General features: G+C 69.8%; 11 protein-coding genes, 1 pseudogene and 1 riboswitch. Of the genes and pseudogenes, 10 read left to right on the plus strand and 2 right to left on the minus strand.

Annotated elements, in window-relative coordinates; all coding sequences use genetic code 11:
- Positions 1-14: 14 nt before the first annotated feature.
- Positions 15-1,307: a hypothetical protein gene (locus tag OG953_RS39095; protein WP_405690442.1), complete on the minus strand. Its 1,293-nt coding sequence runs from the start codon at positions 1,305-1,307 to the stop codon at positions 15-17.
- Between the two features lie 197 nt (positions 1,308-1,504).
- Here OG953_RS39095 and OG953_RS39100 point away from each other — a divergent pair, with 197 nt between their 5' ends.
- The 10 genes and pseudogenes from OG953_RS39100 to OG953_RS39145 all read left to right on the plus strand — a co-directional run bounded on the left by OG953_RS39100 (position 1,505) and on the right by OG953_RS39145 (position 12,298).
- The gene (locus tag OG953_RS39100; RefSeq protein ID WP_405690444.1) at positions 1,505-2,782 is read left to right on the plus strand and encodes a beta-ketoacyl-[acyl-carrier-protein] synthase family protein; all 1,278 of its coding nucleotides are present in this window, start codon (positions 1,505-1,507) and stop codon (positions 2,780-2,782) included.
- 13 nt (positions 2,783-2,795) lie between these two features.
- Positions 2,796-4,667, plus strand: coding sequence for an acyl-CoA dehydrogenase (locus tag OG953_RS39105; RefSeq protein ID WP_405690446.1), 1,872 nt, complete (start codon positions 2,796-2,798; stop codon positions 4,665-4,667).
- Between the two features lie 26 nt (positions 4,668-4,693).
- Positions 4,694-4,840: a hypothetical protein gene (locus OG953_RS39110; protein ID WP_405690448.1), complete on the plus strand. Its 147-nt coding sequence runs from the start codon at positions 4,694-4,696 to the stop codon at positions 4,838-4,840.
- 87 nt (positions 4,841-4,927) lie between these two features.
- Complete coding sequence (locus OG953_RS39115; protein ID WP_405690450.1) at positions 4,928-5,206, plus strand: acyl carrier protein; 279 nt, start codon at positions 4,928-4,930, stop codon at positions 5,204-5,206.
- Entirely contained in the window at positions 5,203-6,426 is a 1,224-nt protein-coding gene (locus OG953_RS39120; RefSeq protein WP_405690452.1) for a beta-ketoacyl-[acyl-carrier-protein] synthase family protein, read from the plus strand. Before OG953_RS39115 ends, OG953_RS39120 begins: the two co-directional genes overlap by 4 nt.
- Positions 6,427-6,504: 78 nt before the next feature.
- Positions 6,505-6,694: riboswitch (cobalamin riboswitch) on the plus strand.
- Between the two features lie 34 nt (positions 6,695-6,728).
- Positions 6,729-7,796, plus strand: a complete 1,068-nt coding sequence (locus tag OG953_RS39125; RefSeq protein ID WP_405690454.1) for an ABC transporter substrate-binding protein — start codon at positions 6,729-6,731, stop codon at positions 7,794-7,796.
- Complete coding sequence (locus tag OG953_RS39130) at positions 7,793-8,884, plus strand: FecCD family ABC transporter permease (protein WP_405690456.1); 1,092 nt, start codon at positions 7,793-7,795, stop codon at positions 8,882-8,884. The genes OG953_RS39125 and OG953_RS39130 overlap by 4 nt, the downstream gene beginning before the upstream one ends.
- Positions 8,881-9,702 carry an ABC transporter ATP-binding protein gene (locus OG953_RS39135; RefSeq protein ID WP_405690458.1) on the plus strand — a complete coding sequence of 274 codons (822 nt, stop codon included), beginning with the start codon at positions 8,881-8,883 and terminating at the stop codon, positions 9,700-9,702. Before OG953_RS39130 ends, OG953_RS39135 begins: the two co-directional genes overlap by 4 nt.
- A gap of 4 nt (positions 9,703-9,706) precedes the next feature.
- Positions 9,707-10,381: pseudogene (locus tag OG953_RS39140) on the plus strand (IS701 family transposase); the annotation flags it as partial.
- A 207-nt stretch (positions 10,382-10,588) separates the two neighbouring features.
- Positions 10,589-12,298, plus strand: coding sequence for an ISAzo13 family transposase (locus OG953_RS39145; protein WP_405682394.1), 1,710 nt, complete (start codon positions 10,589-10,591; stop codon positions 12,296-12,298).
- A gap of 75 nt (positions 12,299-12,373) precedes the next feature.
- Here OG953_RS39145 and OG953_RS39150 read toward each other — a convergent pair whose 3' ends face one another.
- Positions 12,374-13,108 (minus strand): transposase family protein, encoded by a 735-nt coding sequence (locus tag OG953_RS39150; protein WP_405690460.1) that lies wholly within the window; start codon positions 13,106-13,108, stop codon positions 12,374-12,376.
- Positions 13,109-13,115 lie beyond the last annotated feature (7 nt).

Here is a 13,115-nt window from a genome sequence, read left to right on the forward strand (position 1 = left end):
TCATTCCCCATTCATTACCCGGGCACTGCCAGATGCGGCGTGCTGTCGTCGTCGAGGAACTCGATGACGGCGAGGGCGAACAGCGCGCACAGCGCGATCCATACGGTGACCAGGCCCGTCGGCCGGTCCCACGCCACCAGGACCGCGGCGGCCACCACGACCACCGTCCAGTTCAGCCAGAGCCTCGCGCGGTGCACCCACCTGCCGACCGGGCCGCCGGTGACACCGGCCGCGTCCCGTACGGCACCGATGCCGCCGCTCCACATCGTCTTGACGCGGGTGGCGGCACGGCCGCCACCGGTGAGCCAGGCGGTGAGGGCTACCACAATGCCGAGCGTGACCATCAGGCGGACCAAGGCGCGTACGGGGCCGGCCAGGGAGTCGAAGACGGAACCGGCGGCCGGCTGGGACACCTCGGACGGGAGACTGTCGAGATAGAAGGCACGGCCCACCCACACGGCCAGCCCGAGCACCGCGGCACCCGCCGCGATCGCGAGCGCCGCCGTGACCAGTGCGCGACGGCGGCGTACCGCGAGAAGCACCCCGCCCGCGGCAAGGACCACAGTGACCAACGGCAGCCAGAAACCGATGATCTGGAGGGCCCGGAACCACTTCTTGGCCTTGCCGACCGAGTCGGAGGTCAGCACCGTGAAGTCGGTGTGGATCGCCGGGATCTTCGCGGCGACCGTCAGCCCCCGGTCGACGAGGCGTTGCTTCACCCGGTCGATCACCGGTGCCAGGTCGATGGTGACGGTGTCATTCGTGAGCTTCACCGTCCCGCCTCCGCTCCCGGACAGTGCCTTGAGCGTCGCGGACTGGGCGGCCCGGTTGAGGTCGGTCCAGATCGTCCCGAAGGCGTCGCTGGCGACGAACTTCTCCACGGTCCCGTGCACGAAGTCCGAAACCCCCGTGGTCAGGGGGCCGCTCAGTCTCGACAGTGCCTTGTCGACAACCGGCCGGTCCGCCGGGGCGACGTCGGCCAGCAGCGCCTTCACGTCGAGGTGCTTCATGACGGCGTCGGTGACGCGATCGGTCACCGCGGACTGCACATCGGGGTCGGAGGCGAGCGGCGCCATCATCGCCACATAGTTGTCCGTGTCGCCGATCTGGTTGTTCGCCCAGGTGGACACGATGCTCAGCGGCGTGAGGACGGCCGCGGCGACAATGAGCAGCACGGCGAAGAACGAACGGGCCCGCGGCCGGTGCCGTGCCGGAGCACGGGCCTCCAGCGCTGCCACCCTGGCGCGCAGCGCCTCCAGTTCCGCGCGCGCTTCCGGGGACTGAGACTGGCTACCGTCCGCTTCCATGCCCCAAGGGGATGCCCTGCCGGTGCACACAGCGCGGCGGACTGCTGCGGACGGGTGAACTCCTTCACCGGGCGCGCGGCGAGGTTCGGCCCACTCGGCCCATCGGTGACCCGTTCGGCTCAGTGAGCGCATCCTCGCCGGGGCGACTGCCGTTCGACATCCGGTAGACGTGATCGATTACGGAGGAGGGGCGGATCATGGGGCGGGTCGACATGGGTGTCGCGGTTACGGGAATGGGGCTGGTGACCCCTGCGGGCGCGGACGAGCACACCTTCTGGGCAGGACTGTGCGCCGGTGTGTCCGTGGCACGGCGATGTGAGGAACTGGCCGGGCTCCCGGTCGACTTCGCCTGTCCGGTGGACGGGATCGACCTGGACGAGGCCGTCGGCGGACGCTCGGTGTGGCGCATGGCACGGTTCGTGAAGATGGCGCTGGTCGCCGCCCGGCAGGCGGTGGCGGACGCCGGGCTGCAACCGCAGCGGTGGGACGGCGGCCGGGTGGGAGTGGTGCTCGGCGTCGGTGTGGGCGGGGTGTCCGTGCTCGTCGACAATCTGCGCAAGCTGGACGGCGGCGGACCGGAGGCGGTGTCGCCGCTCCTGGTCCCGATGATGATGCCCAACGCCGCCGCCGGGGAGGTGGCCATCGCCTTGCGGGCCCACGGGCCCAGCCTGGCACCGGCCACGGCCTGTGCGTCCGGGGCCACCGCGATCGCCGTGGCCCGTGACCTGCTGACGAGCGGCCGGTGCGATGTGGTTGTGGCAGGTGGCGCGGAGTCCGTACTGACTCCGCTGGTGGTGAGCGCCTTCGCGGGAATGGGAGCGCTCTCCCTGCGTACCGGCGATCCGGCGGGCGCGTCGCGGCCGTTCGCCGCGGACCGGGACGGTTTCGTGATCGGTGAGGGCGCCGCCGTGCTCGTGCTGGAGCGGACACTCGATGCGCAAGCCCGCGGCGGACGGGCGCGCGCCCTGCTGACCGGCGCGGGTTCCGGCACCGATGCCCACCACCCCACAGCCCCGCACCCGGAAGGAGCCGGGGCGCGCAGGGCCGTGGAGGCGGCGCTGCACGAGGCGGGCTGGGCGGCACACGAGGTGGACCACATCAATGCGCACGGAACATCGACCCCGGCGAACGACGCGATGGAGACAGCGCTCATCTCGGGGCTCTTCCCCCACCGGCCGTCGGTGACCGCCCCGAAAGGTGTGCTCGGGCACACTCTCGCCGCGGCCGGGGCGATCGAAGCGGTGGCCACCGTACTGACCCTGGAGCACGGTCTCGTCCCGCCGATCGCCAACCTGGACTCGCTGCCGGACGGGTTCGACCTCGACTGTGTGGTCAAGGAGCCCCGCACGCAGCACGTCGAGCGGGCACTCAGCCACTCCTTCGGTTTCGGCGGACACAACGTTGCGCTCGCCTTCCAGCGCGTCGACGCGGACGGCCTGCCGAAGACGGCCCCCGGTGTCCTCGCCGTCGGCTGATCGTTCTTGTCTCATGACCGCAACGATCGACGACCTCTCCACCGAACGGTCCATGGAACTCCTCACCGGTGTGCTCCTGGGCGACAACTTCAGCCGGGAGCACGGCTTCTGGCAGCGGTTGATCAGCACGAAACCGTTCCGCCGCCCGAACCGCTGCACTCCCGACGAACGCCTGCGTCTCGCGTACGAGCGGCTGCGTATCCTCAACGACTGCCTCGACAGCGGCGCCCGGCTCGCCGCCGACCCGCGCGCCCTCGCGGCCCTGCACGAATGGCTCGGCCCGGTCGACCCGGCCCTCACCACGGTGGCGGGCATCCACTACAACCTCTTTCTCGGTAGCCTCCTCGACCACGAAGGCGACAGCCGGCGCGATCTGTCGGACTTCCTGCGACTACGTAGTATCGGCACCTTTCTCTGTACGGAGGTGGCGCACGGCAATGACGCGGCGGCCGTCGAGACCACGGCCGCCTACGACCGCGAACGCGACGGGTTTGTGCTGCACACACCGCATGCCGGTGCCCAGAAATTCATGCCCAACACCAGTCCGGCAGGCGGCCCCAAGACCGGTCTTGTGGCCGCGCGTCTGCTCGTCGACGGCGCCGATCACGGCGTCTTCCTCTTCCTCGTACCGCTCACCGATGCCGTACGGGCCCTGCCCGGCGTACGGGTGCGCAGACTTCCCGCACGCATGGGGAGCCCGGTGGACCACTGCCTGACCTCCTTCGACCAGGTCTTCGTGGGGCGCGACGCGCTGCTCGGCGGGGACCACGGACGGATCGGTGACGACGGCGAGTTCAGCAGCGCCGTCGAGAACCGCAGATGTCGCCTCCTCGCGTCGATCGGGCGCGTCACCTCCGGCAAGATCTCCATGAGTGCCTGCGCGGTCGGCTCCGCGCGCGCAACGCTCGCCGTCGCCGTCCGCTACGGCAGCCACCGGTACATCTCCGGGCCCCGCGGATCGCGTCGGGTACCGGTGATCGCCCACCGCAGCCACCACGGCCCGCTCGCCCGGGCCATGGCCACGGTCTTCGCCATGAGCCTGCTGCACCGCAGGGCCCTGAACCGCTGGGAGGGACGGGAGGACGGCTCGGGCGCGGACCGGGAGGAGGCGGAGCGGCTGGTCGCCGTCGCCAAGGGATGGATCAGCTGGCAGGCCAGGTCCGTGATCGTCGAATGCCGTGAACGGTGCGGTGCCCAGGCGCTCCTGGAGAACAACGGCATGACCGAACTCATCACCGGAGTGGAAGGCGTCATCACCGCTGAGGGCGACAACCTGGCCATCCACGCCAAGGCGGCCGCGGAAATGCTCTTCGCCACCGAACCGGCCGCGTTCGACGCTCCCTTCGGCGGCGAACCCGGTGACCTCACCGACCCCGGGTTCCTCGGCAGACTCCTGGCTGTGCTGGAGGAGATCTGGTTCGGCCGGGCCAGGGAAAGGCTGGGCCACGCACCGCACGGTGACCCGCTGGAGCGGTGGAACATCGCATCCGGTCCCGCCCTTCGCGGCGTCGAGGCCCACGCTCACCGGCAGGCTGCCGAGGCGTACACGGACGCGGTGGCAGGTCTGCCGGACGGGCCCGCCCGTGAGCGGCTGGTCGAGCTGCAGCGGCTGTTCGCACTCGACCGGATCGCCCGGAACAGCGGCGATCTGATGGCCGCAGGATATCTGACGGCCGATCAGGTCAATGGATTGCCGGACGCCTTGGAAGAGCTGATCACCGCCGTCGCCGCTCATCTGCCCACCCTCGCCGACTCCTTCGCGCTGCCGCAGGAACTGCTCGCCGACTGGCCCATCGCGGGGGCCGATTACGTCGATGCGTACGACGATCCGGCGGCGGCCTGGCAGTCGGACGGGGACCGGGCGACGGCCCCGGGGGAGCAGTGAGGGCCGCGACAGGGATGGGAACAACTGTGCGGACGCAGCGGGTACGGGAGGCGGCCGAGGCCCTCGGTGTCCGCGTTGCGCTGCTGGTCTTCTGGGGTACGGCAGCCGTCCTGGCCCGGTGGTGCACGCAGCCGCAGCAGGGCGGTGGCGAATCGGTTCGGCACAAGGCGTAACTGGAGGCACGTCACCCAGTTGATTCGGCGTCGGGACGGTGCCCCCGCCGTCCCCGGCAGCCGTACCGAATGATGGAGAGGAAGCTCATGAGTGCGATTCATCCCAAGATCACCGAGGTTCTGACGCACACCTTCAAAGTGCCCGTCGCCGAGATCCGGCCGGATTCCACGATGGGCAGCATGGAGATGGACTCCCTCGCCGTCGCCGAGTTCGCCGTCCTCATCAGGGAGACGATGGGCGGCGACGGGGACTTCGACAAGCTCCCCAAGGACGCCACCCTGGCCGACATCACGGGGTACATCGACGCGACAGCCGGCAGTGGGGTGCTGATGGGCGGCGCGGCACCGACGAGCAACGCCCGATGAACAAGCCCGCGATTGCCGTAACAGGCCTGGGAATGATCACCCCGGTCGGCAACGACACCGAATCCACCTGGAAAGGTGTGTGCGCCGGAGTCTCGCCGGTGCGTACCGTCGCGGCACTCGAAGGGTGCGCGGTCGACTTCGCCTGCACGGTCGACGGTATCGATCTGGACGCCGCGATCGGCGGCCGCACGTCCTTCCGGATGGGGAAGTACGTCAAGTTCGCCGTTCTCGCCGCGCGGGAGGCGGTCGCCGACGCCGGACTCGACCCGGCGCGGTGGGAGGGCAGCAGGGTCGCGGTGGTCGTCGGCACCAGCAGCGGAGGTTCCGCCGCGCTGACCGAGCAGGCCGTCGTACTCGACCGGCGCGGACCGGATGCCACCTCGCCGTCGGGCATCCTGCTCACCATTCCGAACATGCCCGCGGCCGAGATCGCCATCCAGTTGCGGGCCACCGGCCCCAGCCTGGCACCGTGCACCGCCTGCTCGTCCGGCGCCACCGCACTGTCCGTCGCCCGCGATCTGCTGGTCACAGGACAGTGCGACATCGCGATCGCCGGAGCCACCGAGTCGATCGTCCACCCGGTCGCCATGACCGGATTCGCCCGGTCCGGAGCCACGGCCCGGGCGGAGGGCGACCCGGCCAGGCGGTGCCGGCCCTTCGCGGCCGACCGTGCCGGGCTGGTCATGGGTGAGGGCGCCGCCGTCATGGTGCTGGAACGGGCGGACGACGCCGTCGCCCGGGGCGCCGCGCCGCGGGCACTGCTGGCGGGCACCGGCGCCACCACCGACGCCCACCACCCCACAAGCCCGCACCCGTCCGGCGCGGTCGCCCAGGCCGCGGTCGAGGCCGCGCTGCGTGACGCGGGCTGGGTGGCCGAGGACGTCGAGCACGTCAACGCACACGGCACGGCGACACCGATCAACGACGCAACCGAGGCCGCCCTCATCGGCCGGGTCTACCCGCACCGGCCGCCCGTCACCGCCCCGAAGGGTGTACTCGGGCACTGCATGGGGGCGGCCGGAGCGATCGAGGCCGGACTGACCGTCCTGACGCTCCAGCGCGGAGTCGTACCGCCGATCGCCAACCTGGACGCCCCGGCGCCGGAGTTCGACATCAACTGCGTCACCGAGCAACCCCTGCGGCAGCCCATCCGGCGCGCCGTCAGCCACTCCTTCGGCTTCGGCGGGCACAACGCCGTGATCGCTCTTCAGCGTCCATAGGCATCGGGCAGGTGGTGCGACGGGAGCACAGCCCGGCGTACCACCGGCCACACCGCCCATGAGATGCGCGGAGGCTCGTGATAGCTTGCCGAAGCCAGTCAAACTCCACGTAGGGGTCAGGGAATCCGGTGAGAATCCGGAACTGACGCGCAGCGGTGAGGGGGACGGGCGGGGCCACGGCCACTGGGACCACCCGCGGGTGTCCTGGGAAGGCGTCCCGTCCGTAGGAGCCCGAGTCCGAAGACCTGCTGGCATCTGCGACCCGGTACCGGGCGCAGGACTCCGTACAGCGGGCTCCGCGCATGAGCCCCGAGACGCAGAGGGACTCCGTGCCGTCCATAGCCAGCCCTGTCCGCACCATTGCCCTGCTCTCGGCGGGACTCGTCCTGCTGACCGCCTGCGGGGGCGGAACGAGCAGCTCTGCCGCGAAGTCCGGCTCCGCCGACGGATACCCCGTGACGCTGAAGAACTGTGGACGCACCGTCACCGTCGAAGCCGCACCGCACCGGGCCGTCCCGGTCGACCAGGGATCGACGGAGATCCTGCTCTCCCTCGGCCTCGCCGACCGGCTGGCCGCCACCTCGACCTGGACCGACCCGGTGATGAAGGGCCTGGAGAAGGCCAACGCCAAGGTTCCCAGGATCGCGGACAACCGGCCGTCGTCGGAGAAGGTCCTCGACGAGGAACCCGACTTCATCAGCGCGTCGTTCGAGTCGACGCTCGCCAAGGGCGGCGTCGCACCCCGCGAACAGTTCGAGGATCTCGGCGTCCCCACCTATGTCTCGCCCGCCGACTGCACCGGCAAGGACAACAGCGGCGGCGGCGACGGAGCCCGTACCGCGCCGCTGACCATGGACAGCGTGTACGACGAAGTGCGCGACCTGGCCAAGGTGTTCGGCGTGCAGAAACGCGGCGACACGCTCGTGGCGCAGCTGCGGGCCCGGGTGAAGAAGGCGACCGAGGGCGTCGACGCCTCCGACGCCACCCTCCTCTACTGGTTCTCCGACTCCAAGGCCCCGTACCTGGCCGGCTGCTGCGGAGCGCCCGGCATCATCACCAGGGAACTCGGCGCGAAGAACGTCTTCGACGACACCCATGAGGAATGGCCCCAGATCAGCTGGGAGACCGTCGCCGACCGCAACCCCGACGTCCTGGTCATCGGAGACCTGACCCGCAAGGCACAGACCGCCGAGAGCGCCGCGAAGAAGATCGAATTCCTGGAGTCCAACCCCGTCACGAAGAACATGGACGCCGTCAGGCACAAGCGGTACGTCCTGCTGAGCGGCCAGGCCATGAACCCGTCCATCCGGACGGTCGAGGGTGTGGAACGCGTCGCCGCCGGGCTGCGCACATTCGGATTCACGGGGTGACGGACACCGAACGGGCCACGGCGGTGGACGCGCCATGGGCCTTTGAAGCAGCCGTGCGCAGTGGCACGGGGATGCGGAAGCTGCGCGGCGGAGCCCTGTGGGCCTGTGGCATCGCACTGCTCGTGCTGTCCGTCGCGGTCGCCGTCACCATCGGCCCGGCCCGTATCTCCGTCGCCGACGTCTGGTCCACGGTCGCCTCCCACCTGGGCTGGGGCCGGTCAAGGCTCACCCCGATCCGGGACGGCATCATCTGGAACCTGCGCATGCCGCGCACCCTGCTCGCCGCGGTGTGCGGCGCCGGGCTCGCGGTGTGCGGAACCGTCATGCAGTCCCTGCTCCGCAACCCGCTCGCCGACCCGTTCGTCCTCGGCGTCTCCTCCGGTGCGTCGACCGGCGCGGTCGTGGTCGTCGTCCTCGGCGTCGGCGGGGGAGCGGTGTCGATCTCGACCGGCGCGTTCATCGGCGCACTGTGCTCGTTCGCCCTGGTTCTGCTGCTGAGCCACACCCTGGGCGGCACGACCGACCGGGTCGTCCTCTCCGGTGTGGCGGCCATGCAGCTGTTCTCCGCGCTCACCTCCTTCGTCGTGATGACCGCCGCCGACGCCGAGCAGACCCGCGGGGTGCTGTTCTGGCTGCTCGGCTCGCTCAGCGGGGTCGGCTGGACCGATGTGTGGCTCTGCTCCGCCGTTCTCGTCGTGACGCTGCTGATCTGCCTCGGCCACGCCCGTACGCTCGACGCCTTCGCGTTCGGCCAGGACGCCGCCGCCACACTCGGCGTCCATGTCGCGCGCACCCGGATCGTGCTGCTCTGCACGACCGCGCTGCTGACCGCCGCACTCGTCAGCTCGGTCGGCGCCATCGGCTTCGTCGGTCTGGTCCTGCCGCACGCTGCCCGTGCGCTCGCCGGCTCCGGGCACCGGCGGCTGCTGCCGGTCACCGCCCTGGCAGGGGCGGTCTTCCTGGTCTGGGTCGACACCCTGGCCAGGACGGTCCTCGACCCGCAGGAAGTGCCCGTGGGAGTCGTCACCGCCCTCATCGGCGTACCCGCGTTCGTCCTGGTCCTGTACCGCAGCCGGAGGATCACATGACGGGTGGAGCCACTGAGGGGCTGTGCGCCGAGCGGGTCAGCCGGGAGGCGGGCGGCCGCCTCATCCTCGACGGGGTCCATCTCGCCCCGCCGCCCGGCGCCACCGTCGGGCTGATCGGGCCGAACGGCTCCGGCAAGTCGACCCTGTTGCGGGTGCTGGCAGGAGTCCTCGCCCCGGATGCGGGCGTGGTCTCCCTCGACGGCCGGCGGCTCGACGAGATCGGTCGCCGAACCGTGGCCCAGCGGGTTGCCGTGGTCGACCAGCATGCCGTCACCCAGGTCGAGTTGAGCGTCCTGGATGTGGTAAGCCTCGGGCGTATCCCGCACCGCAGGGCTTGGTCGGCACCAGGCCGGACGGACGACGACGCGGTGCGCGAAGCCCTGGAGCGGACCGGTCTCGCCGATCGCGGCGACCAGTCCTGGCACACCCTCTCCGGCGGTGAGCGGCAACGTGTCCAGATAGCGCGCGCACTGGCCCAGCAGCCGCGTGAACTGCTGCTCGACGAGCCGACGAACCACCTCGACATCCAGCACCAGTTGGATCTGCTGTCGCTGATCACCTCGCTGCCCCTCACCGGTGTGATCGCTCTGCACGACCTCAATCTGGCCGCGATGTTCTGCGATCGGATCGTCGTCATGAAGGAGGGGCGGGTGGTGGCCGCCGGGACCCCGGCGCAAGTGCTCACCGAGGAGCTGATCGCCGACGTCTACCGGGTCAGGGCGCGGGTCACTCCCGATGGCCCGGACGGGCGGCCCTCGGTGCGCTTCCTGCCCCAGCGGCCGGGGCCGGATTGGCTCGTTGTTCCGACTGTGCGATGAATCGTTGACGGTTGAGCAGGTCGAGTCGTGGTCCGAGGGGATAGCCGGGTTCCATGCCCGGTTCGCCCATCGTTTCGGCAGGTCGGAGCCCCGCGAGCGGGCGTCGGACTACCTGAACGGGTTGCTCGCGCCGCTTGAGAAAAAGAACGGGTGGACGCTGTCGGAGCAGGTCGGGCAGTTGCGCCCCGACGGCGTCCAGCGGCTGCTCAACCACTCCGGCTGGGACGAGAACGCGGTCCGCGACGATGTGCGGGACTTCGTCGTGGAGACCATCGGTGCCAAGGATGCGGTGCTGATCGGCGACGACACCGGCTTCCTGAAGAAGGGCACCAAGTCCGCCGGCGTCCAGCGTCAGTACACCGGCACGGCCGGCCGCACGGAGAACAGCCAGATCGGAACATTCCTGGCCTACGCCTCCTCCAGGGGGCGGGCGTTGATCGACCGCGAGCTCTACATCCCTGTCTCCTGGACGGATAACCGTGAGCGCTGCCGCGCGGCCGGGATCGATGACGGAGTTCCCTTCGCGACCAAGAACGAGCACTTCAAGTGGATGCTGCAACGCGCCATCGACGCGGGTGTCCCGTTCGCGTGGGTCACCGCTGACGAGGCATACGGGCAGGTCAAGCACCTGCGAGTGTGGCTGGAGGAACGTCGGGTCGCGCACGTGCTGGCCATCCGCCGGTTGATGGGCCACGTCGTCGTCACGCGCCACTGCCACAGCAACGAGCACTATCTGCACTGGTCACGCTTCCGACGACGCAGCCAGGCACGAGCCCGCCGCTCCCACTACAAACGCCGAGGCCACATTCTCCAGATGCGGTTGCAGTACTAAGGGCTCGCAGAGAATCAAGGTGTTGCTTCCCGTGATTCGGCTCGTTGATGTGGTATGAGCGTATCCGAGTCGACTCGTGAGCAACTCGCCGCGAAGTTCGCGGTGTTGTTCCCGCATCTGGACGAGCGGCAGCGTCGGCTGCTGATGGGCGCCGAGGCCCGGATCCTCGGGCACGGTGGGATCCGGGCCGTCGCGCGGGCGGCCGGTGTCAGCGAGGCGACGGTACGCAAAGGTGTGGACGAGTTGGAGGCGGGCGAGGCGTCGCTGGGCCGGGTGCGCCGTCCTGGCGGCGGGCGGAAGAAAGCCGCTGACCTGGACGCGGGCCTGCGGACCGCGCTGCTTGAGCTGGTCGAGCCGGACATGCGCGGGGACCCGATGTCGCCGCTGCGCTGGACGACGAAGTCGACGCGTAACCTCGCTGCCGAGCTCACCCGCCAGGGGCACCGCGTCTGCGCGGACACGGTCGGTGACCTGCTGCGCGAGGAGGGCTTCAGTCTGCAGGCCAACGCCAAGACCGTCGAGGGTGCCCAGCATCCGGACCGCGACGCCCAGTTCCGCTACATCAACGAGCAGGCCCGCGCCCACCGGGACGCGGGAGACGCGGTGATCAGCGTGGATACCAAGAAGAAGGAACTGGTGGGGCAGTACAGGAACGCCGGACGCGAGTGGCAGCCCCAGGGTGAACCGGTCAAGGTCAAGACGCATGATTTCCTTGACCGGCAGGGGCCGGGCAAGGCGATCCCGTACGGGATCTACGACACCATCGCGAACACCGGCTGGGTCAGCGTCGGCACTGACCACGACACCGCCGCGTTCGCGGTCGCCTCCATCCACCGCTGGTGGCACGCCCAGGGGCGGGACAGTTACCCCACGGCCACCCGGCTGCTGATCACCGCCGACGCGGGCGGCTCCAACGGCTACCGCACCCGCGCCTGGAAGGCCGAACTCGCCGTCCTGGCCGCCGAGACCGGCCTGGAAATCACCGTCTGCCACCTTCCTCCGGGGACTTCGAAATGGAACAAGGTGGAACACCGACTGTTCTCCCACATCTCCATGAACTGGCGCGGCAGGCCCCTGACCAGCCACGAAGTCATCGTGAACAGCATCGCGGCGACCACCACCCGCACCGGACTGGCCGTTCGCGCCGAACTCGACACCAGCCTCTACCCCACCGGCGTGAAGGTCACCGACGCCGAGATTGACGCGCTGCCGATGAGCCGGCACCGCTTCCACGGCGACTGGAACTACACCCTTCACCCCGCACACCCCCACCCCGCCCGCACTGGAACCAAGACCACCGAAACACACGCCATGCACACGACCGACAAGCCAGGCCGGATCAACTCCGCCTCACTCCGCGACCCGGAACTGACCGGCATGACTCACCAACAACTGAACGCCTTGATCGGCGAGTTGACTCCAGCGCTGGCGGAACTTCGCGAGCATTCCCGGTGCGAACAACGCGGAGGCGAACGCCGCCGAGCCCCCGGCGCGGGCGCCAAGTGCAAGCTCACCTCGGCCGACCGGATCCTGGCCACCGTGCTTTACCTGCGCAGACTCGGTACTCAAGACCTTCTCGGCCAGCTTTTCGCTGTGAACCGGAGCACGATCACCGACGCCGTCGGCGAGGTCCGCCCGCTTCTGAAACAGCACGGCCACCGCATCCCCGCCTCGACAGCGCGGTTCCGCACCCCCACAGACGTGACCGCCTACCTCGAAAAATACGGGACCGAACCCCCGAAAGAGATCAAACCCGCATGTTGATTCTCTGCGAGCCCTAACGACCTCGGGAGGAATTGAATTCGGGGTGTGCTGGCCTTGTGTTCGGCTGGTGGTTGATCAGCAGGCGATGGTGCGGGCGAGGACCAGTTCGGTGTTTGTCCGGGGGCGGCTGGGTCGCTTGGCGGCTCGGTCGGAGACCAGGCAGGCGATTGCGATGTGGGTCTCGGCATGCGTTTCACGGCGTCCGGTGAACCGCCGGAGAGGAGCCCACTGCCGCAGTTCGGCGTTGGTGTGCTCGACGCAGATCCGGGCCGAGGACTGGCGGCGCCGCGCTTCGCGCCAGGCGTACTTGTCGCCGTCGCAGGCGTTGTCCTTCGGACTCTTCGGCGGGGCGCTCACTTGGCGGGGAAACTCCTTGGCCAGCCCTTGATACCCGGAGTCGACCTCGGCTTTCACGCCGGGACGGTGGCGGAACTGCTCGGCGATGCCCTCGCTGCGGACCGCCGTCTGATCATGCATGCGGCCCGGCCGGACGACACCAGACAACAGCATGCGGCCCTGGCCGTCACTGAACGTCGTCGTCTTGATCGTGTTCTGTCTGCGCTTGCCCGAGACGAACGCCCGCCGGCCGGGCCGCCCCGCCTGCGGGCGGCGGACCTGAGTCTCCGCCCCGTCCAACCGCAGCTCGACCTCCTCGGCCTCGGCATAGGCAAAGACGTCCTCCAACGTCTTCAGCCGCAGGCCGGGACGGTCGGGGACGGCGAAACCCCGGGCCGCGAGCAGGGGACGGACCTGGCGGACCGCGGCGGAGACAGTGGAGCGGTCCACGTTGAAGAACTCGGCCAGGACCACGTGCGGC

This window comes from Streptomyces sp. NBC_00057, assembly GCF_045041165.1.
Taxonomy (GTDB): Bacteria; Actinomycetota; Actinomycetes; order Streptomycetales; family Streptomycetaceae; genus Streptomyces.